The 19,528-nt window shown below is 70.1% G+C and carries 17 protein-coding genes; 13 read left to right on the top strand and 4 right to left on the bottom strand.

What is annotated here, in order from left to right; all coding sequences use genetic code 11:
- Positions 1–757: 757 nt before the first annotated feature.
- The gene (locus STSP_RS25435; RefSeq protein WP_067282579.1) at positions 758–1,300 is read right to left on the bottom strand and encodes a hypothetical protein; all 543 of its coding nucleotides are present in this window, start codon (positions 1,298–1,300) and stop codon (positions 758–760) included.
- Between the two features lie 254 nt (positions 1,301–1,554).
- On the opposite strand from STSP_RS25435, the gene pcaDC reads away from it, so the two are divergent.
- From pcaDC to STSP_RS25470, 7 genes are all read left to right on the top strand, one after another.
- Complete coding sequence (gene pcaDC, locus STSP_RS25440; protein ID WP_067282580.1) at positions 1,555–2,850, top strand: bifunctional 3-oxoadipate enol-lactonase/4-carboxymuconolactone decarboxylase PcaDC; 1,296 nt, start codon at positions 1,555–1,557, stop codon at positions 2,848–2,850.
- Positions 2,851–2,886: 36 nt separating this feature from the next.
- On the top strand, positions 2,887–3,519 hold the full coding sequence (locus STSP_RS25445; protein ID WP_067282582.1) for an MBL fold metallo-hydrolase: 633 nt from the start codon (positions 2,887–2,889) through the stop codon (positions 3,517–3,519).
- Positions 3,520–3,627: 108 nt separating this feature from the next.
- Positions 3,628–4,632, top strand: coding sequence for a FecCD family ABC transporter permease (locus STSP_RS25450; RefSeq protein ID WP_067282584.1), 1,005 nt, complete (start codon positions 3,628–3,630; stop codon positions 4,630–4,632).
- Positions 4,629–5,711: a FecCD family ABC transporter permease gene (locus STSP_RS25455; protein ID WP_067282586.1), complete on the top strand. Its 1,083-nt coding sequence runs from the start codon at positions 4,629–4,631 to the stop codon at positions 5,709–5,711. Before STSP_RS25450 ends, STSP_RS25455 begins: the two co-directional genes overlap by 4 nt.
- Positions 5,708–6,571, top strand: a complete 864-nt coding sequence (locus STSP_RS25460) for an ABC transporter ATP-binding protein (protein WP_232789785.1) — start codon at positions 5,708–5,710, stop codon at positions 6,569–6,571. Before STSP_RS25455 ends, STSP_RS25460 begins: the two co-directional genes overlap by 4 nt.
- A 168-nt stretch (positions 6,572–6,739) precedes the next feature.
- On the top strand, positions 6,740–7,786 hold the full coding sequence (locus STSP_RS25465; RefSeq protein ID WP_067282588.1) for an ABC transporter substrate-binding protein: 1,047 nt from the start codon (positions 6,740–6,742) through the stop codon (positions 7,784–7,786).
- A gap of 99 nt (positions 7,787–7,885) precedes the next feature.
- Positions 7,886–8,665 (top strand): exodeoxyribonuclease III, encoded by a 780-nt coding sequence (locus STSP_RS25470; RefSeq protein WP_067282590.1) that lies wholly within the window; start codon positions 7,886–7,888, stop codon positions 8,663–8,665.
- A 107-nt stretch (positions 8,666–8,772) separates the two neighbouring features.
- Here STSP_RS25470 and STSP_RS25475 read toward each other — a convergent pair whose 3' ends face one another.
- Positions 8,773–10,560, bottom strand: a complete 1,788-nt coding sequence (locus STSP_RS25475) for an SGNH/GDSL hydrolase family protein (protein WP_067282591.1) — start codon at positions 10,558–10,560, stop codon at positions 8,773–8,775.
- A gap of 190 nt (positions 10,561–10,750) precedes the next feature.
- On the opposite strand from STSP_RS25475, the gene STSP_RS25480 reads away from it, so the two are divergent.
- The 5 genes from STSP_RS25480 (at position 10,751) to STSP_RS25500 (ending at position 14,656) form a co-directional block, all read left to right on the top strand.
- Positions 10,751–11,197 (top strand): DUF6278 family protein, encoded by a 447-nt coding sequence (locus tag STSP_RS25480; RefSeq protein ID WP_067282593.1) that lies wholly within the window; start codon positions 10,751–10,753, stop codon positions 11,195–11,197.
- A 219-nt stretch (positions 11,198–11,416) separates the two neighbouring features.
- A complete protein-coding gene (locus STSP_RS25485; protein ID WP_067282595.1) occupies positions 11,417–12,160 on the top strand; it encodes an amino acid ABC transporter ATP-binding protein in 744 nt (247 codons plus the stop codon).
- A 17-nt stretch (positions 12,161–12,177) separates the two neighbouring features.
- Entirely contained in the window at positions 12,178–13,095 is a 918-nt protein-coding gene (locus tag STSP_RS25490; protein WP_067282596.1) for a glutamate ABC transporter substrate-binding protein, read from the top strand.
- A gap of 11 nt (positions 13,096–13,106) precedes the next feature.
- Entirely contained in the window at positions 13,107–13,751 is a 645-nt protein-coding gene (locus STSP_RS25495) for an amino acid ABC transporter permease (protein ID WP_067282598.1), read from the top strand.
- Positions 13,748–14,656, top strand: coding sequence for an amino acid ABC transporter permease (locus STSP_RS25500; protein ID WP_232789786.1), 909 nt, complete (start codon positions 13,748–13,750; stop codon positions 14,654–14,656). Before STSP_RS25495 ends, STSP_RS25500 begins: the two co-directional genes overlap by 4 nt.
- An 81-nt stretch (positions 14,657–14,737) precedes the next feature.
- Here STSP_RS25500 and STSP_RS25505 read toward each other — a convergent pair whose 3' ends face one another.
- Positions 14,738–16,369 carry an alpha/beta fold hydrolase gene (locus STSP_RS25505; RefSeq protein ID WP_067282602.1) on the bottom strand — a complete coding sequence of 544 codons (1,632 nt, stop codon included), beginning with the start codon at positions 16,367–16,369 and terminating at the stop codon, positions 14,738–14,740.
- 129 nt (positions 16,370–16,498) lie between these two features.
- Positions 16,499–17,260 carry a hypothetical protein gene (locus STSP_RS25510; protein ID WP_078067495.1) on the bottom strand — a complete coding sequence of 254 codons (762 nt, stop codon included), beginning with the start codon at positions 17,258–17,260 and terminating at the stop codon, positions 16,499–16,501.
- A gap of 350 nt (positions 17,261–17,610) precedes the next feature.
- On the opposite strand from STSP_RS25510, the gene ggt reads away from it, so the two are divergent.
- Positions 17,611–19,413 carry a gamma-glutamyltransferase gene (ggt, locus tag STSP_RS25515; RefSeq protein ID WP_067282604.1) on the top strand — a complete coding sequence of 601 codons (1,803 nt, stop codon included), beginning with the start codon at positions 17,611–17,613 and terminating at the stop codon, positions 19,411–19,413.
- Positions 19,414–19,528 lie beyond the last annotated feature (115 nt).

Consider the following 19,528-nt stretch of genomic DNA (forward strand, 5'->3'; position numbering starts at 1 on the left):
TGAGGCTGGCGTTTCGCGCGAGGCAGGGTCGACTGGGCCAGCCGCTTCGCCATACGCCGCGTATTGCCGCCTCGCCGTGTCCCGTGGGACGGCGTGGGTATCAGTCGCGGAGTCGGCGGTCTCCCGGGCTGCGGCTCTGGTGAGCACCTGCTCGGCGCGGTCCAGGGTCAGCCGCATGGCGCCGTACGGCCCCACGGCGTATGCCGTCCGAAATCCATGCAGGCGTAGTTGCTCCACGGCCTGGACACCAGCGTCAACATCCGGTGTGTCGGCCGGTGGTCAGGGGGTCAGGACGGTCGGTGGAGGGCTTGGATCAGTGATTCAAGGGCGCCGGTTGAGGCGGAAATCGTGACGCTCGTTTGACGCTCCGATCTTGAAAGTGCTCTGCTGACGCTCGCAAAAGGGTCTCTGACCTGGTCTTTTCCGTCAAGGGTCGCTTCTGACGTGTTCCCGATGACGCATCATGTGCAGTGCGTCGCCATCCTTGAACCGGCCGCAAAGGGCTCCTGACCTGCGGACTTATGCGTGCGCATTATGTGCGCTTTGGGTGTTACGGACAATTCTCGACGCTGAAATGGAGCTCGTGACGCTCATTTGAACCTCGTTCTGATGGATCATCAGGTGCCCTATGTCGCTGGTCAGACGGTCTGCTGGCTGCGTGGGCGTGGCAGGTCACCCACGCGCCGGGGGGCGCCGCGTCCCGGGCCTGGTTCGCGCGCGGACCGTGCCTCGGGCGCCGTTACACCGGCGGAACGGCTCAGGTACCCCCTGGCAGTCCGCCGCCGTCGACGGACTCTCGCATCGTGGCTACGAGAGCCGTTGCCTGTTCGGTCAGCGCCTCGTCGTCAGTCTCGCCGAGCGCGGTGACCGCCGCTGTACCGAGCGAGATGGCTTCCTCTGGGTCCGTCGTCCACAGGGCTGACGAGAGCAGGAAGAGCGCTCTCCCCGCCCCGTGGCGGTCCCGGGCCGTCCGGTAGAGCGTGATCGCCTCGCGGACCGCTTCATTGGCCCGGTCCGTGAGCCCGAGCACCCCCCACACCTTGCCCAGATTCATCAGCGCCTTGGCTTGCATGTGGGTGGCGCCGACCTCCTTGAGCAGGTCACTCGCCCTCATCAGCATCAGGGCGGCCTCGGCTGGCGCACCCGCCTGGAGTCGGCTGGTGCCGAGGTTCGTCAGGGCGACGCCTTCGCCGCGCTTGTCCCCGAGGTCACGGCAGAGGGCGACAGCCTCCTCAAGGATGTCCGACCCGTCACCGAGTCCGCCCACACGCAGCGCCGTGCTCAGATTGGTGAGGGCCATGGCGACACCGTGGCGATCATCGGCCCTATGGAAGGCGTCCCATGAGGACGCGTGGGCGGCCGCGTCCTCACCGGCCCGCCCCAATTCCCTGAGAGCGAGGCCGAGATCCCCACGGCCACGCGTACACGCCGGAGAACTCGTATCTGGATCCCCGAGGGTTCCGGCAGTGCCGGACGTGCCGCGCCGAGAGGGTCAAGAGCCGCCGGGTTCCCCCGGCCGTGTGAGATTTCGTGATACGTGAGAGGGTCTGAGGCGTGAGTGAGACACCGCCGAACACCCTGCAATACCGCTTTGACGGGCCAGAAGACGCCCCGGTCCTGATCTTGGGTCCCTCACTGGGTACCACATGGCACATGTGGGACCGGCAGGTCCCGGAGCTGACGCAGCAGTGGCGGGTGCTCCGGTTCGACCTGCCGGGACACGGCGGCGCCCCCGCACACCCCGCCTCCTCGGTCGGCGAGCTGACCGACCGGCTGCTCGCCACGCTCGACCAGCTCCGCGTGCAGCGGTTCGGCTACGCGGGCTGCGCATTCGGCGGTGCCATCGGCGCCGACCTCGCGCTGCGCCACCCGGAGCGGCTCGCCTCGCTCGTGCTGATCGCCGCCTCTCCCCGGTTCGGCACGGCCGACGAATTCCGGCAGCGCGGCGTGATCGTCCGCACGAACGGCCTCGACCCGATCGCCCGCACCGCGCCCGAGCGCTGGTTCACGCCCGGCTTCGCCGCGAACCAGCCCGCGATCACCGAGTGGGCCGTACAGATGGTGCGGACCACCGACCCCGGCTGCTACATCTCGGCCTGCGAGGCGCTCGCGGCCTTCGACATCCGCGCCGAGCTCGGCAGCATCGGCGTCCCCACGCTCGTCCTCGTCGGCTCCGAGGACCAGGTGACCGGGCCCGCCGAGGCGCGCACGCTGGTCGCCGGCATCCCCGACGCCCGGCTCGCCGTCGTCCCCGGTGCCTCGCACCTCGCGCCCGTCGAGCAGCCGGCGGCCGTCACCGACCTGCTGATACGTCACTTCTCGACCGCCTGGCAGACCGCCGTCGACACGTCCACGGGCCAGATGGCCATCGTGGCGGCCCCCGTGAAGCCCGTGCTCGCGCCGCCGCCGCCCGTCGCGCCCGTGGCGGAGATCGCGCCGATGGCCGAGCAGCCCGTCGCAGGGGGCCGCCCCGACCCGTACGAGGCCGGTCTGAAGGTACGCCGGGAGGTGCTCGGCGACGCGCACGTCGACCGGGCCCTGGCAGCGGCCGACGACTTCTCGGGGGAGTTCCAGGAGCTCATCACCCGGTACGCCTGGGGGGAGATCTGGAACCGGCCGGGCCTCGACCGGCGCTCCCGCAGCTGCGTCACGCTCACGGCCCTGGTCGCGGGCGGGCACCTCGACGAACTCGCCTTCCACACCCGGGCGGCCCTGCGCAACGGGCTCACCCCGGCCGAGATCAAGGAAGTGCTGCTGCAGGCGGCCGTCTACTGCGGCGTCCCGGCGGCCAACAGCGCGTTCAAGGTGGCGCAGGCGGTCATAAGGGAGGAGACGACCCCTCAGGAGTGACGGCCTGGACACACGGGACGTTGCAGGATGGGACGCATGAAGCTCACGAAGAAGTCCCACGCCTGCATCAGGCTGGAGAAGGACGGACAGATCCTCGTCATCGATCCCGGTGGCTTCAGCGAGGAGGACGCCGCGGTCGGCGCCGACGCGATCCTCGTCACCCACGAACACGGGGACCACTTCAACGAGCAGCGGCTGCGGGCCGGTCTCGAGTCCAACCCGGCCGCCGGGGTCTGGACGCTGAAGTCCGTCGCGGACAAGATCGCGCCCGCCTTCCCGGGACGCGTGCACACCGTCGGGCACGGCGACACCTTCACGGCTGCCGGGTTCGACGTCCAGGTGCACGGTGAGCTGCACGCCGTGATCCACCCGGACATCCCGCGCATCACCAACGTCGGCTACCTCGTCGACCGCTCGCTCTTCCACCCGGGCGACGCCCTCACGGTCCCCGACCACGCCGTCGAGACGCTGATGCTTCCGGTGATGGCCCCCTGGAACAAGATCTCCGAGGTCATCGACTACGTCCGCGAGGTCAAGCCCCAGCGGGCGTACGACATCCATGACGCGCTGCTCACGGATCTGGCGCGGCCGATCTACGACAACCAGATCGGCGCACTGGGCGGCGCGGAGCACCTCCGCCTGACACCGGGCGCCTCAGCGGAACTCTGACGGAACACCCCTGACAGCACACCCCCCTGCACAAGCCACCCGGAGGGCGCTTTATTGTTTAACCGACTTCTTAGCTGAGCCTTAACTAACTTTGAGAGAGCGGAGCGCATGTCCCGAACGACCTCGCGCCGCATCGGCTGGCTGGTCGCGGGCACGTTGCTGCTGCTCCTCGCGGTTCTGCTCAGCCTTGCGGTCGGGAGCCGTGCCATCGCTCCGGGCGAGGTGGTGCACGCCCTGCTGCATGGCGGTACCGACGACGACGCGCAGGTCGTACGCGCCCTGCGGGTGCCGCGGACCATCGTCGGCGTGCTGGTCGGGATCGCGCTGGCCGTCGCCGGCACGGTGATGCAGGGCATCACGCGCAACCCGATCGCCGAGCCCGGGATCCTGGGCGTCAGCCAGGGCGCGTCGCTGGGCGTGGTCTGCGCGATCGCCTTCGCGGGCGTGCACACGCTGAGCGGCTATGTGTGGTTCGCCTTCGTGGGCGCCGGCATCGCGGCGGTGACCGCCTATGTGATCGCCGGCAGCGGGCGCGGCGGGGCCACCCCGGTGAAGCTCGCGCTGGCCGGTGCCGCGGTGAACGCCCTGCTGGTCTCGCTGGTTTCGGGCATCGTCACCACCAACGCGGCGGCGCTGGACGAGTTCCGTTTCTGGCAGGTCGGCTCGATCAGCGGCCGGGACGCCGCCATCGTCGGCCAGGTCGCGCCGTTCCTGGTCGCGGGACTTCTGCTCGTCGCCGCGACGGCACGCGGCCTGGACGCGATGGCGCTGGGCGAGGACGTGGCCAAGAGCCTCGGCCACAATGTCGCGTTGCTGCGGATCCTCGGAGGCGTCGGCGCCACCGTCCTCACCGGCGTCGCGGTCGCCGCCGCCGGGCCCATCGCCTTCACGGGCCTGGCCGTCCCCCACATCGCACGGGCGCTGGTCGGCACAGGGCACCGCTGGGTGCTGCCCCTGGCCGCGCTGCTCGGACCGGTGATGATCCTGCTCGCGGACGTACTCGGCCGTATCGTCTTCCCGCCGTCGGAGGTGCCGGTGGCCGTCATGACCGCACTGCTCGGCGTGCCGTTCCTGGTCGCTCTGGTACGGCGCAAGGCGGTGGTGGCGGCATGACGCGGGTCGCCGAAACGGTGGGTACGGTGGCCACGGTGCGTCCGGCCGGTTACGCCGTGCTGCGTGCCGGGCAGGCCAGTTTCCTGCTGCACCGGCGCGGGAGTGTGGTCACGGCCGCGTTTGGCGTGCTGCTGGCGGTGGCGGTGGTGGCGTATCTGTGCGTCGGGCAGTCCTTCGTCTCGCCTGCCGAGGTCGTCCGCGTGCTGCTCGGGCAACCGAGTCCGGACGAACTCGTCGTGGGCACGTTGCGCATGCCGCGCCTGACCGTCGGTCTGCTGGTCGGCGCCGCGTTCGGCGTGGCCGGCGCCCTGATCCAGACCGTGGCGCGCAACCCGCTGGCCAGCCCCGATGTCATCGGCGTGACCCATGGCGCGGGTGCGGCGACGGTCGCGGCGATGACCTTCGGCGTCACGTCGTACACCGCGCTGCCGTATGTCTCCGTCGGCGGTGGCCTGGCCGCCGCACTGCTCGTGTACGTCTTCGCCTGGCGGCGCGGCCTGCACGCCTCCCGCTTCGTGCTCATCGGGATCGGTTTCTCGATCGCGCTCGGCTCGCTGACGCAGCTGTTCCTGACCAAGGGCGACTACCTCGTGGCCCAGCAGGCCAAGGTGTGGCTCACCGGCTCGCTCAACGGCCGCGGCTACGACCAGGCGGCGCCCCTCGCGGTGATCCTGCTGGTCGCCGTGCCGTTCGTGGTGTGGGCGGCCCGGGCCCAGCGGGATGTGTCCTTCGACGACGACACGGCGACGGCCCTCGGCGTCCGGCTCGGCAGGGTCCGCCTCGGCCTGGTGGGTCTCGGCGTCGTCCTGGCGTCCGTGGCGACCGCCACCGCGGGGCCGGTCGACTTCGTGGCGCTGCTCGCGCCGCAGATCGCCCGCCGGCTCACGCGCACGGCCCAGATCCCGCTGCTGTGCTCGGCGTTGACCGGCGCGCTGATCATGGTCGTGGCGGACCTGCTGGCCCGGGTTCTGTTCTCGCCGGTCGAGCTGCCGGTGGGGGTGCTCACCGCGGCCGTGGGCGCGCCGTATCTGATGTGGCTGATCGCCCGTACCTCTAGCCGTTTCGGAGGCACCGCGTGACCGACAACCGTGTGACCGACAACCGTCTCACGGCCCGGGGACTCACCCTCGCGTACGAGGACCGCATCGTCGTCGACGGCCTGGACCTGGAGATACCGGACGGCAAGGTCACGGTCATCGTCGGCCCCAACGCCTGCGGCAAGTCCACCGTCCTGCGGGCGCTGGGACGGCTGCTGAAGCCACGGCGCGGTGCGGTCCTGCTCGACGGCACCGAGCTGTCGCGTATCCCTTCGAGGAAGATCGCCCAGGCCGTCGGGCTGCTGCCGCAGACCCCGGTGCCGCCGGAGGGGATCACGGTCGCGGATCTGGTCGCGCGCGGGCGGCAGCCGCACCAGCGGTGGTGGCGGCAGTGGTCGGGCGACGACGAGAAGGCCGTCACCGAGGCCATGGAGCGCACCGGGACCAGCGGCCTGGCCGACCGGCTGGTCGACGAGCTGTCCGGCGGCCAGCGTCAGCGCGTCTGGATCGCCATGGCCCTCGCCCAGGACACCGACCTGCTGCTGCTCGACGAGCCGACCACGTACCTCGACATCGCCCACCAGGTGGAGGTGCTGAACGTGGTCCGGCAGCTCAACCGCGAGCGCGGGCGTACCGTCGTCGCCGTGCTGCACGACCTCAACCAGGCCGCGCGGTACGCCGACCACCTGGTCGCCATGAAGGCCGGCCGGATTGTCGCACAGGGCTCCCCGAGGGACGTCGTCACCGCGGACCTCGTGCAGGAGGTCTTCGGGCTCGCATCGGTGGTCGTACCGGATCCGGTGACGGGCGGTCCTCTGGTCGTGCCGGGCGCGCCCTGGCAGCTGGACAGTCAGGGAGACGAGGCCGGGCCCGCGGACGAGTTGACGACCGTACGTCCGTGACGGGCGAGTCGACGACCGCACGGCCGGCGATGGACGAGTCGACCACCGCAGGTCCGTTCCGTGACCGGAAGCACATGCTCCGCCACTTGCCGCACCCATACAGGCCCAACATAAGTTAGCCTCACCTAAGAAATCCATAGGTGATTCACAGCAACACAGGAGTCCTGTATGTCTCTTCGGCGCCGCGGCACCGCTGCCGTCGCCCTCGTCGTCGCCGCCACGCTGTCCCTCGCGGCGTGCGGCGGTTCGTCCGGCTCTGGTGAGGGGTCGGGCAAGGCCACGGCGGGAGCCGACGACAAGAAGGCCGTCGCCCAGGGCGGCGAGGACTTCTCCGAGGCCGCCAAGAAGACCGCTGCGATGGGCACCGACGCGGGGCCCGGCGAGTGGCCGCGGACCATCACCCACGCCATGGGCGAGACCGAGATCAAGTCCCAGCCCAAGCGCGTCGTCGTCCTGGACGTCGGCGAGCTCGACAACGTCGTGTCGCTCGGCATCAAGCCGGTCGGCCTCGCGCCCACCGAGGGCTCCCCGGAGCTCCCGTCGTACCTGAAGAAGGACGCGGGCAAGCCCGCCAACGTCGGCACCATCAACAACCTCAACCTCGAGGCCATCGCCGCGCTCAAGCCCGACCTCATCCTCGGCAGCCAGCTGCGCGCCGCCGACAAGTACGACGAGCTGAAGCAGATCGCCCCGACCGTCTTCTCCCTCCGCCCCGGTTTCACATGGAAGGAGAACTACCTCCTCAATGCTGCGGCGCTCGACAAGACCGCCGAGGCCAAGAGCCAGCTCGCCGCGTACGACAAGAAGGTGGCGGCGCTGAGCGAGAAGCTCGGGGCCGAGAAGCCGACCGTCTCGATGGTCCGCTACCTGCCCGGCGGCGTGATCCGCCTCTACGCCAACGCCTCGTTCATCGGCACCATCCTCAAGGACGCCGGCATCCCGCGCCCGAAGAACCAGGACATCGAGGACCTCGCCGCCGAGGTGAGCGCCGAGAACATCGACCAGGCCGACGCCGACTACATCTTCACCGGCGTCTACGGCGACGAGAAGGCCACCGACAAGGCCAAGGCCACGGGCAACCCGCTGTGGAAGAACCTGAAGGCCGTCAAGGCCGGCCACGCCTACGACGTGCCGGACGAGACCTGGTACCTCGGCCTGGGCGTCACGGCCGCGAACGAGGTCGTGGCGGACCTCGAGAAGTACCTCACCAAGTAGCGGCGCGGTGCGGTGCCGGGCAGGCTGCTCCGCGGTCTGCCCGGCGCTCGCGCCACGTGGCCCGACCGTTTGTCGTACCCGGCAGGTAGTTTGTAGGGCATGCGCATCGCCACCTGGAACGTGAACTCGATCACCGCCCGCCTCCCGAGGCTGCTCGCCTGGCTGGAGAGCAGCGGTACGGACGTGCTGTGCCTCCAGGAGGCCAAGACGACCGCCGAGGGATTCCCGGCCGAGCAGCTCCGCGAGCTCGGCTACGAGTGCGCGGTGCACGCCACCGGCCGGTGGAACGGCGTGGCGGTGATCTCCCGGGTCGGCATCGAGGACGTGGTCAGGGGCCTGCCGGGCGACCCGGGGTACGACGGCGCGGAGGAGCCCCGCGCCATCTCCGCCACGTGCGGCCCGGCCCGCGTCTGGTCGGTGTACGTGCCGAACGGCCGCGAGGTCGAGCACTCGCACTATGCGTACAAGCTGGAGTGGATCGAGGCCCTCAAGGCGGCGGTCGCGGGCGACGCGGCAGGCAGCCGCCCCTTCGCCGTGCTGGGCGACTACAACATCGCGCCGACCGACGACGACGTGTGGGATCCCGCGTTCTTCGAGGGCTCCACGCATGTCACTCCCGCCGAGCGGGCGGCCCTCGCGTCGCTGCGGGAGGCGGGGCTCTCGGATGTGGTGCCGCGGCCGCTGAAGTATGAGCAGCCGTTCACGTACTGGGACTACCGGCAGTTGTGCTTCCCGAAGAACCGGGGGATGCGGATCGACCTGGTCTACGGGAACGAGGCGTTCGCGAAGGCCGTGTCGGATGCGTATGTGGACCGCGAGGAGCGGAAGGGGAAGGGCGCGTCGGATCACGCGCCGGTCGTGGTGGACCTGGAGATTTAATCCCCACCCCGCCCCTTCCCGTAACCAGGGGGGCCAGCCCCCTGGACCCCCCGCAATCGCCCTTCGGGCTCGTCCTCAAACGCCGGACGGGCTGAAAGATTCAGCCCCTACGCCCCCAGCACCCGCAAATCCACCGACTCCGCAATCGCCGCCAACCCCGCATCCCCCGGATGCAGATGATCCCCACTGTCATAAGCGGGCAGCATCCGCGCCGGCTCCGCCGGATCCCGCAACACCGCGTCGAAGTCCAGCACGGCATCAAAGTCCCCACCGCTGTCCCGGATGTACGCGTTGACGGCAACCCGCTCCGCATCCGCAGACGCGGTGCACAACGACTCCCCCCGACAGGGCGCGATCGTCGCGCCCACCACCCGCAGCCCGCGCGCCCGCGCCCGCTCGGCGATCTCCCGCAGCCCGGCGATCACCTGCTCCGCCGAAGCCCCCCACCGGACGTCGTTGACCCCCTGGAAGACCACCACCGTCCGCACCGAGGTCTGGGCGAGGACGTCGCGGTCGAGCCGGTGCAGCGCGCTGACGCCGCCGGTGTCGGTGGAGACGCCGTCGCCGGGGTAGCGGTCGGTGACCACACGGTTCGCCGAGATGCCCTGGTTGAGGACCCCATAGCGCGGGACCACACTCTGGTTCAGCAGGCGCCGTGCCAGCACATTGGGCCACCGGCGATTCGCGTCCTGCGTCGACCGCACCCCGTCGGTGATCGAGTCGCCGAGCAGCACCACGGACCCCGGCCCACCGCCCACGTCGACCCCGGTCAGCAGCGGCCAGGTGGTGATCGTCGAGGTGTACGCGGAGGAGGAGCCGTCCGCCGCGTGGTCGCCCGGCCCGCTCACGTACGACCGCTGGATGGCCTGGCTGTGCAGGGGCGCCGCCGTCACCGTGCCGGGCAGGTGGAAGCTCACCAGCAGGTTGGTGTCGGCGGGCACGTCGAAGTCCAGCGGGTCGCTGAACGCCTGTGCGCCCGCCGGGATCTCGGTCCCGGCGGCGCCCCTGAAGGACATCGCCACGGGCTCGCCGCGGGCCCCCGCGCCAGCGTCCTGCACCGCCACGGTCGCACTGCCGATGCGTACGGGCGTGGTCGCGAAGGTGTTCTCGAGGCGGATCCGCACGCGTGGCCCGCCCGTGCTGGTGTGCACGACGAGCCGTACCGTCCGGTCCGTCCAGGGCCCCACGGCCGCGTATCCGGCGGTGGACGCCGACCAACTGCCCGTCCACCCCTCGGTCGTCGGCCGCACGGAGAGCGCGAAGACGTGCAGGTCGGGCCCGTTGTCCCGGGGCAGCTCGACGGAGGCGACGGCGCGCCCGCGGACGACGGGCACCGTCACCACGTACAGCCGTGCCTTCTCGGCGAGTTGACCGTCGGGGGTGTTGATGTGCGGCAGGGCCACGGACTTCGTGGCCAGGGGGCCGGAGCGCCAGTCCGGTGCGGTCAGCCGGTAGGTGCTGTGCGAACCGTCCTGGTACCGAACCGTTCCGGTGCCCTGCGCCTTGCCGCCCGTGCCGGCGACCAGGAAGGCGAGGGCGTCGCCGCGGCCGCGCAGCCGTACGGACTGGCCGTCGGCCGTTACGTTGTCCGGCTCGCCCGGGGCCGTGCGCGGCCAGGTCAGGCGGGCGCCGTCCACGGACAGGGAGCGCCCGGGGGTCCAGCCGGCGGCCGTGAGGTCCTGGGCCGACAGGGAGCCGCCCGAGCCGTCGAAGTCCGCGGCGCCGGGGCGTGCGTCGTCGCTGACCGCCCTGTTGTCGAAGAGCCGCTCCAGAGGGAGCGGCTCGGCTCTCACCCCGGGCGCGGCCTCGGCGGATGCCATCGGTACGGCGGCCTCCGCGGACGCCACGGGCACCACCGTGGCGAGAAGAGCGAGCAACGCGGCCGGACCCCACATGCGTCGGCGCACGACCGACTCCTCCCGCTCGGGAACCAGGTGACAGGTGCGCCATGAAGCTAAAGAGGCGACAGGGACGCGTCAATGAGTCAGACCAGAACACCATCCGAACTCCCGCCGAACTCCGCCCGAACGGGTAGCCCCGCGCGCCTGTGGTGTCCGGGCCGGGGTCGGTGTCAGTCTGGGTGGTATGAACATCCCTTTCCTGGACATCTGGCGCAAGCGGCAGTCGGCGGAGTCGGACCGGAGCAATGTGCTCGCGGCCGCGTTCGAGGCCGACCCGGAGGGCGTCGGCGCGCTCCTGTCCGAGTGTGAGCTGCTGCGTTCCCAGGCGGGGCAGACGGGCCTGGAACTGGACGACTCCGCCGCCTCGTTGGAGGCGCTCGACCAGCTGCTGCCCCGCTGGCGCGACGACCCCGAGATGCTGCCGTGGCTCGGCAACGACGCGGGTCTCTACCTCGGCACGGTCATCGTGCGCACCGTGCCCGGCGCGCGGTGGCACGTCTGGCCCGGCGGCCACCCCGTGGTGCGGCTCGCATCGGGCCGGGAGATCCACGTCGTCGAGTCCGGGCTCGACTGGGCGGTGAACGGCGCGCCCCAGCTCTCCCAGGTGTACGCGGAGGCCTCCGAGGCCTGACGGAAGGCCCTGTCCAGAAGCGGGCGACGAGGCCCCAAGCGAGCCCCAAGCGAGCCCTCAAGCGAGCCGCCAAGCGAGCCCCCAGCCGGACCCGTCGCCCGACAAATACCTTTTATTCAAGTAAGCGCGTGTCATGCGTTAAATCCCATATTGCGGTGGATAGTTTGCGCGAACCGAGACCGCTGAGAGTGGGTAGAGCTGGGCATGGCCGTTGATCCATTGGCCGTCGATCCTTTGATCGAACTGCGTGATGTGAACAAGTACTACGGGACGTTGCATGTCCTGCAGGACATCAACCTCACCGTCGGCAAAGGGGAGGTGGTGGTGGTCATCGGCCCCTCGGGGTCGGGGAAGTCGACGCTGTGCCGCACGATCAACCGGCTCGAGACGATCCAGTCGGGCAGCATCCACCTCGACGGCCAGCCGCTCCCCGAGGAGGGCAAGGCCCTCGCGAAGCTCCGCGCCGAGGTGGGCATGGTCTTCCAGTCCTTCAACCTCTTCGCGCACAAGACCGTCGTCCAGAACGTCTCCCTCGCGCAGACGAAGGTGCGCAAGCGCAGGAAGGACGAGGCCGACCAGCGCTCGCGCGAACTCCTGGACCGCGTCGGCCTCGCCGCGCACGCCGAGAAGTACCCCGCACAGCTCTCCGGTGGCCAGCAGCAGCGCGTGGCCATCGCCCGCGCCCTCGCCATGGACCCCAAGGCGCTGCTCTTCGACGAGCCGACCTCGGCCCTCGACCCCGAGATGATCAACGAGGTCCTGGAGGTCATGCAGCAGCTCGCCCGGGACGGCATGACCATGGTCGTCGTCACCCACGAGATGGGCTTCGCGCGCAACGCCGCCAACCGCGTCGTCTTCATGGCCGACGGCCGGATCATCGAGGACCGCGCTCCCCACGACTTCTTCACCAACCCGGAGAGCGGCCGCGCCAAGGACTTCCTCTCCAAGATCCTCAAGCACTGAGGCGGGGGACGACAGCCATGACGCGTACGACACGTGTGTGCCGCGCCCTCGCCCTGCTGCTGATCACCGCACTCGCCGCCGTCGCCTGCGGAAAGCCCGGCAGCCCGCCGGTGAAGGGACCCGCGCAGGACAAACTCCCCATGTTCGAGGTGAACAAGGACTTCGAGCTGCCCGACTCGCCGACCTGGAGGCGGGCGAAGGAGCGCGGCTACTTCGTCGTCGGTGCCAAGGAGGACCAGCCGTACCTCGGCGAGAAGGACCCGGCGAGCGGCCAGTACACGGGCTTCGACATCGAGATCGCCAAGATGGTCTCGGCCTACCTGGGCCTCGACCCGAACAGGATCCAGTTCAAGACGATCGCGTCGGCGAACCGCGAAACGGCCCTGCAGAACGGCCAGATCGACTACTACGTCGGCACCTACACCATCAACGACAACCGCAAGAAGCTCGTCGGCTTCGCCGGCCCGTACTACATGGCGGGCCAGAGCCTGCTGGTGCGCGCCGACGAGGAGAACATCAAGGGGCCGCAGGACCTCGCCGGCAAGCGGGTCTGCTCCGCCAGCGGCTCGACCCCGTACCAGCGGATCCAGGAGAAGTTCCCGGAGGCGATCCTGGTCGCGTACGACACGTACTCGGTCTGCGTCGACAACCTGCTCACCTACCAGGTCGACGCCGTCACCACCGACGACGCGATCCTCATCGGCTTCGCGGCCAAGCTGCCGGACGAGCTGAAGGTCGTCGGCGAGCCGTTCTCCGAGGAGCCCTACGGCATCGGTGTGCCACGCCACGACAACGCGCTCCGCAACGCGATCAACGACGCCCTGGAGCACGGTGAGAAGAACGGCTACTGGAAGCAGGCGTACGACGCGACGCTCGGCCTGTCCGGCGTCCCGGCGCCCACGCCGCCGCCCATCGACCGCTACCCGGCGAGCTGAGGGAGGCCCCCATGAACGTACTCGTCGAGAACTTCTCCCTCTACGGCAAGGGTTTCCTCGGCACCGTCGAACTCACCGTCTACGCCTCCGTCCTGGCCCTGGTCCTCGGCTTCGTCATGGCGTCGTTCCGCGTGGCGCCGGTCGGCTCCCTCCGGGTCTTCGGCACGGTGTGGGTGACGGTGCTGCGCAACACACCCCTCACGCTGCTGTTCTTCGCCGTACTGCTCGGCCTGCCGCGGTTCGGAATCGTGCTGCCCTTCCAGCTCTTCGCCGTCCTCGCTCTCGGCTGCTACACCTCCGCCTTCATCTGCGAAGCACTGCGCTCCGGCATCAACACCGTGCCCCGTGGACAGGGCGAGGCGGCGCGCAGCCTGGGCATGACGTTCCGTCAGACGCTCTCCACCGTCGTGCTGCCGCAGGCCTTCCGCACCGTCATCCCGCCCGTCGGCTCCACGCTCATCGCGCTGGCCAAGAACTCGGCCATCGCGGGAGCGTTCAGCGTCACCGAGCTCCTCGGCACGTACAAGACGCTCAACGAGCTCGGCTACAACATCATCTGGACGTTCGTCTGGATCGCCGTCGGCTACCTGATCATCACCCTCACCATCAGCGCGATCTTCAACGTGCTGGAGAAGCGCTATGGAGTCGCCCGATGAGCCCCATGGCCCGAGCCACCACCACCGCCGCCACCGCCTCGGCCCTCTACGACCTTCCGGGCCCCAGGACCCGGCAGCGGCACCTCGCCTACGGTGTCCTCGCGACGCTCGTCATCGTCGGGCTCATCGCGTGGCTGCTGTACCTGCTCTTCGACACCGGCCAGTTCACCTACACGAAGTGGATGCCCTTCCAGTACGAGGGCATCCAGGAGCTGTTGCTGCGGGGGCTCGGCAACACGCTCAAGGCGTTCGCGATCGCCGCGGTGCTCTCGCTCGCGCTCGGCGGCGTCCTGGCGGTCGGCAGGCTGTCGGACCACGCGCCGGTGCGCTGGGTGGCCACGCTGATCGTCGAGTTCTTCCGCGCCATGCCCGTGCTGGTGATGATCTTCTTCATCTTCGTGGCGCTGAAGGTGCAGCCGCTGCCCGCCCTCGTCGCCGGACTGACGCTCTACAACGGCTCGGTCCTCGCCGAGGTCTTCCGCTCCGGCGTCAACTCCGTGGACCGCGGGCAGCGCGAGGCGGCGTACGCGCTCGGCATGCGCAAGACCCAGGTGATGTCCTACGTCCTCGTCCCGCAGGCCGTGCGCGCCATGCTGCCCGCCATCATCAGCCAGTTGGTGGTGGCCCTCAAGGACACCTCGCTGGGCTTCCTGATCACCTACGAGGAGTTCCTGCACGCCGGAAAGCTGATCGCCTCGAACCTCGACTACGACCTGCCGTTCATCCCCGTGGTGATGGTGATCTCGCCGATCTACATCGGGATGTGCATGCTGCTGTCCTGGTTCGCCAACTGGGTGGCGAAGTTCGAGCGGCGCAGCCTCAAGACCGAGGCCGTGGAGGTCGCCCCGGCGGAGACGGGAACGCTGCTGCCGGGCGCCGGTCCCCCCACGGCACCCAAGTCGTAAAGGCCGTCGGGGGGCCGTTGGGGGCCATTGGGGGGAGACAGACCACCCGCAGGGACGCCCCTGCCCGGCGTCAGCCGAAGATCACTGCTCGCGCAGCGGTACCGACACATACGACGGGTCGGCCGCGGGCGAGGAGAAGGTCAGCTGCGCGCCGGTCGGGTTGTGCTCGATGTAGAGCGGGTCGACCGTGTCGACGACCAGGGCGAGCCGGTGGCCCGCCGGGACGTCGTAGGCCGTGGAGAACAGCTCCAGGTCGACGGCGAACGGCTTTCCGGGCGTCTGCCCGTGGAAGGTGTACGGCGCGTTGCTGACCAGCTTGCCGAGGCCGAGCGGGCCGACGTCGTACAGATAGGCGACGAGGGTGCCGCTCTCCTTGGTGCTGGTCACCGTCGTGTGGAGTTGCGCCGTACCGCGGATCTGCTGCGGCGTGCCGTACTTCTCGGACTGCCACACGGTGGCGTAGCGGCGCGGCAGCAGCGGGACGGACGCGACCGGCGGGACCTGCACGAACTGGTCGAGGGCGTTGGACAGCATGAGGATGCCGCCGTTGGCGCCCGAGTCGACGTTCGCGTGGACCGTGGTGGTGCCCGCCAGCGCGATCTTCTTGCGCGTCGGGCCGACCGCCTTCCAGTCCGGATAGCCCTCGTAGCCGTCGGTGGAGCGGGACTTGATCTGTACGGGCTGCTCGCGGTCGATGCCGTTGTCGGTGCCCTTGAGGTAGTGGTCGAACCAGCGGGTGGTGTCGGTCCACACGTCGTTGGGCAGGCCGAGCAGGCCCGTCGCCTCGGCCGTGGCGTGGTCGCCGGGCCGGAGTTCGAGCCGCTTCGGTCCGGTCAGCTTCTCGTAGAACGAGGCGTACTGGTTGGGCGGGAAGATGGTGTCGCCCCAGGCGTTGGCCAGCATGATCGCCGCGCCGTTGTCGTTGATCCGGTCGACGTAGGAGGCCGGGGAGCGCTTCTTGCCCCACGCGATGAGCTCCTGCTCCTTGGCCAGGTTCGAGCCGAGGAAGTCCTTGAGGACCCGCTGGAGTTCGGGGCTCGGGCGGCCCGTGAGGTAGGCCGTGCCGCCGAGCATCGCGGCGGCCTGGAGGTGCTGGGTGCGCCCGCTGTAGATCGAGTCGATCAGATCGCCCCAGCCGCTGAGCGCCGCGACCGCCTTGATGCGCGGGTCGTGCGCGGCGGCGAGGAGGCTGATGCCCGCCCCGTACGAGACGCCCGCCATGCCGACCTTCGCCGGGTCCGCGGGGGTGTTCGCCAGCGCCCAGTCGATCACCCGCGATGCGTCGGCGATGTCCTGGGGGCCCGCGACCTCGACATAGCCGCCGGACTGCCAGAAGCCGCGGGAGTTGTACGTGACCACGACATAGCCCGAGTCGGCGAGCTTCTGCGCCTGCGCGAGGTATTCGACCTGCGGCGTGGCCCAGCTGGTGGGCAGCACGATGACCGGGAATCTGCGGGTGCCGTCGGCGGCTGCCGCGGGCGTGACCACGTTCGCCTTGAGGACGGTGCCGCCGTCGCCGGCGATGTCGACGAACCGGATGCCCGGGGCGGACGCAGTGCCGGTCGCCGTGCTGGTCGCGGTGCCGATCGCCGGTGCCTGGACCGTCGGAGCGGCGTGTGCGGCGGGGGCGAGGCCGAGCGCGGCGCCGGCGACCAAGGTCGCGGAGACGGCTCCGGCGCCGGTCGAACGCAGAACCTTGTGCGGGTATCCCATGGTCACCTTCCTGACTCGTGCCATGAAAAGTGACCTGACGGTAGCGGGGCCCGCTTACCGGTGGTAACCCGTTGGTAAGTTACGTGGGAGTAACGATTGCTCTGCGGGGCCTGCGTGCGACCCGCCTGCTCAGGAGGCGCGATGAGAGGGGCCGGGCGCGGACGTCGTCGGCGCCGGGGCCTGCGCGGTCCGGGTGACGTCGCCGACCAGCTCCACCACGTCCGGTCCGTACGCCTGCGAGTTCACGACCTTCAGCAGCAGCACGAACGAGCTGTTGCCGTACTTGCGCAGCAGCTTGCCGTGGTTCCGCGCGAGATAGCGCACGGCGGCGTGGTTGGCGTTGGAGTGCTGGCCGGAGGCGAGGAAGACGGGGCGGGCGTTCGGCCCCGACTGGTCCGCCGTCAGGCGGGCCAGCAGTACGTGCTCGACCGTGCCCTTCTCCCACCGGTGGAGCTCGCTGCCGACCCGGATGGCGCCCTGGTCCGGCCCTCGCTCGGTGTCCGTGTTGACCTCGACGCCGGGCAGCAGCGACCGCAGGTGCGCCGCCATCCGCTGGTTGGAATACGGCCCGCCGATGCAGAACTCCGTGCGCTCGCCGAAGCCCTGCTGCATGGCGTCATGGGCCACGATCTGCGCGTGCGCCCCGCAGTCCTTGATGATCGCGGACAGCTCCAGCAGCGCGAACACATCGCGCCGCGCCACGGTCCAGTCGCTGCTGCCCGCCGACCGGTTGACCACCAGCACGCACTCGGAGTTGTCCGGCAGCCCGAAGAACCGCTGCTTCCGGCGGAGCTTCCGCTTCCACAGATACGTACGGGTGAGCCAGCCCAGCGCCGCGCTGATACCGGCCGCCACCACCCCCAGGACGATGTTGCGCACGTCGTCAGTCATGGGCGCGCATGATAGGCCCTGTCGCCAAACTCCCGCCTGCTCCGCGGCGTCTGGCACGCACTCCCCCACTGCCTTAAGGGCGTGGGAGGTGCCCCCAGCGGCGTTGCCGAAAAGCCCTAGTAGCTCCTCCCCCATAGCCTTAAGGGCATGGGGGTACCCCCATCGAGGACTTTCCGGCGTCTTGCGATCGCACGCACCAGACGCCGCGGGGCCCGCCCTTCGGGCGGACGACGGGAGTTTGGCGACAGGGCCTATCGGTCGCGCGGACCCGTGTTCGAGTTCAAGGTGGTCCTGACGGGAGCATGGCAGTGAAGTTACGCTGCCCGGACCGGTGTCGACTGGAGGTACGGATGCGTCGCCCTGTTGCGCGGAGCCTGTCGTTCGTGGCCGTTACGGCGGCCGTGGTGTCGCTCGGCGCGGCAGCGCCACCCTCCTCGGACGCGGCGTCTCCGCCCGAGAAGACACCGGTCGCCGTCGGATACGGCGGCGCGGTCGCCAGTGTCGACGCGGACGCGTCCGCCGCCGGCATCGAGGTGCTGAGGAAGGGCGGCAACGCGGTCGACGCGGCAGTTGCCACCGCGGCGGCCCTCGGCGTCACCGAGCCGTACTCGGCGGGCATCGGCGGGGGCGGCTACTTCGTCTACTACGACGCGAAGTCCCGTACCGTCCAGACCGTCGACGGGCGCGAGACGGCGCCACTGACCGCCGACTCCGGGCTGTTCCTCGAGAACGGCCAGCCGATCCCCTTCGCCGACGCGGTCACCAGCGGCCTTAGCGTCGGCACGCCTGGCACCCCCGCGACCTGGCAGACCGCGCTCGACGCCTGGGGCAGCCGGCCGCTGGGCACACTGCTGAAGCCGGCGGAGCGGCTGGCCAGGGACGGCTTCACCGTCGACGCCACTTTCCGCTCGCAGACCGAGTCCAACCAGGCCCGCTTCGAGGACTTCCCGGACACGGCGAAGCTGTTCCTGCCGGGCGGCGAGCTGCCCGTGGTCGGTTCGATCTTCAAGAACCCTGATCTGGCCACCACCTACGCCGAACTCGGGCGCAAGGGCGTCGGCGCGCTCTACCACGGCGACCTGGCCAAGGACATCGTGCGTACGGTGAACGAGCCGCCGGTGGACCCGGACTCGGGACGGGTGGCCCGGCCCGGTGACCTCTCGCTGAAGGACCTCGCGGCCTACCGCACCAAGCGCCAGGCGCCGACGAAGACCTCGTACCGCGGCCTTGACGTCTACTCCATGGCGCCGTCGTCCTCCGGCGGTACGACGGTCGGCGAGGCGCTCAACATCCTGGAGCGGACGGACCTGTCGAAGGCGAGTGAGGTCGAGTACCTGCACCGCTACATCGAAGCGAGCCGGATCGCCTTCGCGGACCGCGGCCGCTGGGTCGGCGACCCCGCCTTCGAGGACGTCCCGACGAAGGAGCTGCTCTCGCAGAAGTACGCGGACTCGCGCGCCTGCCTCATCAAGGACGACGCCGTGCTGACGAGCCCGCTCGCCCCCGGCGACCCGCGCAACCCTGCCGCGTGTGCGACCGGCGACAAGGCCGCCCCGACCACGTACGAGGGCGAGAACACCACGCACCTCACGGTCGCCGACAAGTGGGGCAACGTCGTCTCGTACACCCTCACCATTGAGCAGACCGGCGGCAGCGGCATCACCGTGCCGGGCCGCGGCTTCCTGCTCAACAACGAGCTGACCGACTTCTCCTTCGCGCCCGCGAGCCCCGACGTCCACGACCCGAACCTGCCGGGGCCCGGCAAGCGGCCGCGCTCGTCGATGTCCCCGACGATCGTCCTCGACCAGCACGGCAAGCCGGTGGTCGCCCTCGGCTCGCCGGGCGGCGCGACCATCATCACGACCGTGCTGCAGACGCTGACGGGCTTCCTCGACCGGGGCCTGCCGCTGGTCGACTCGATCGCGGCGCCGCGCGCCAGCCAGCGCAACCAGACGACCACGGAGCTCGAACCCGGCCTGTGGAACAGTCGCCTGAAGGCGGACCTGGAGTCCATCGGCCACGGCTTCCGCCAGAACCCGGAGATCGGCGCGGCCACCGGAGTCCAGCGCCTGAAGGACGGCCGCTGGCTGGCGGCCGCCGAGACGGTACGGCGGGGTGGGGGGTCGGCGATGGTGGTGCGCCCGATGCCGTAACGGCCACCCCTGGCCTGTCGGCCGGTGGTCGGCTGGTGCGCCACCTGCCGGTGCCTGGGTCGGGGCCGCGCCGGGATGTACGTCCTCGGTCTGGCGCCAGGCCGTACGTCGTTGG

It is taken from the genome of Streptomyces jeddahensis, assembly GCF_001642995.1.
GTDB lineage: Bacteria > Actinomycetota > Actinomycetes > Streptomycetales > Streptomycetaceae > Streptomyces > Streptomyces jeddahensis.

Bases quoted from the DNA above. Each gene is read 5' to 3' on its own strand.
- STSP_RS25500 (WP_232789786.1), top strand. From the start codon at position 13,748: ATGAGCCCCATGGCCCGAGCCACCACCACCGCCGCCACCGCCTCGGCC.
- STSP_RS25505 (WP_067282602.1), bottom strand. From the start codon at position 16,369: ATGGGATACCCGCACAAGGTTCTGCGTTCGACCGGCGCCGGAGCCGTC.
- STSP_RS25495 (WP_067282598.1), top strand. From the start codon at position 13,107: ATGAACGTACTCGTCGAGAACTTCTCCCTCTACGGCAAGGGTTTCCTC.
- STSP_RS25475 (WP_067282591.1), bottom strand. From the start codon at position 10,560: ATGTGGGGTCCGGCCGCGTTGCTCGCTCTTCTCGCCACGGTGGTGCCC.
- STSP_RS25435 (WP_067282579.1), bottom strand. From the start codon at position 1,300: ATGGCCCTCACCAATCTGAGCACGGCGCTGCGTGTGGGCGGACTCGGT.
- ggt (WP_067282604.1), top strand. From the start codon at position 17,611: ATGCGTCGCCCTGTTGCGCGGAGCCTGTCGTTCGTGGCCGTTACGGCG.
- STSP_RS25445 (WP_067282582.1), top strand. From the start codon at position 2,887: ATGAAGCTCACGAAGAAGTCCCACGCCTGCATCAGGCTGGAGAAGGAC.
- STSP_RS25490 (WP_067282596.1), top strand. From the start codon at position 12,178: ATGACGCGTACGACACGTGTGTGCCGCGCCCTCGCCCTGCTGCTGATC.
- STSP_RS25465 (WP_067282588.1), top strand. From the start codon at position 6,740: ATGTCTCTTCGGCGCCGCGGCACCGCTGCCGTCGCCCTCGTCGTCGCC.
- STSP_RS25450 (WP_067282584.1), top strand. From the start codon at position 3,628: ATGTCCCGAACGACCTCGCGCCGCATCGGCTGGCTGGTCGCGGGCACG.
- STSP_RS25510 (WP_078067495.1), bottom strand. From the start codon at position 17,260: ATGACTGACGACGTGCGCAACATCGTCCTGGGGGTGGTGGCGGCCGGT.
- STSP_RS25470 (WP_067282590.1), top strand. From the start codon at position 7,886: ATGCGCATCGCCACCTGGAACGTGAACTCGATCACCGCCCGCCTCCCG.
- STSP_RS25480 (WP_067282593.1), top strand. From the start codon at position 10,751: ATGAACATCCCTTTCCTGGACATCTGGCGCAAGCGGCAGTCGGCGGAG.
- STSP_RS25455 (WP_067282586.1), top strand. From the start codon at position 4,629: ATGACGCGGGTCGCCGAAACGGTGGGTACGGTGGCCACGGTGCGTCCG.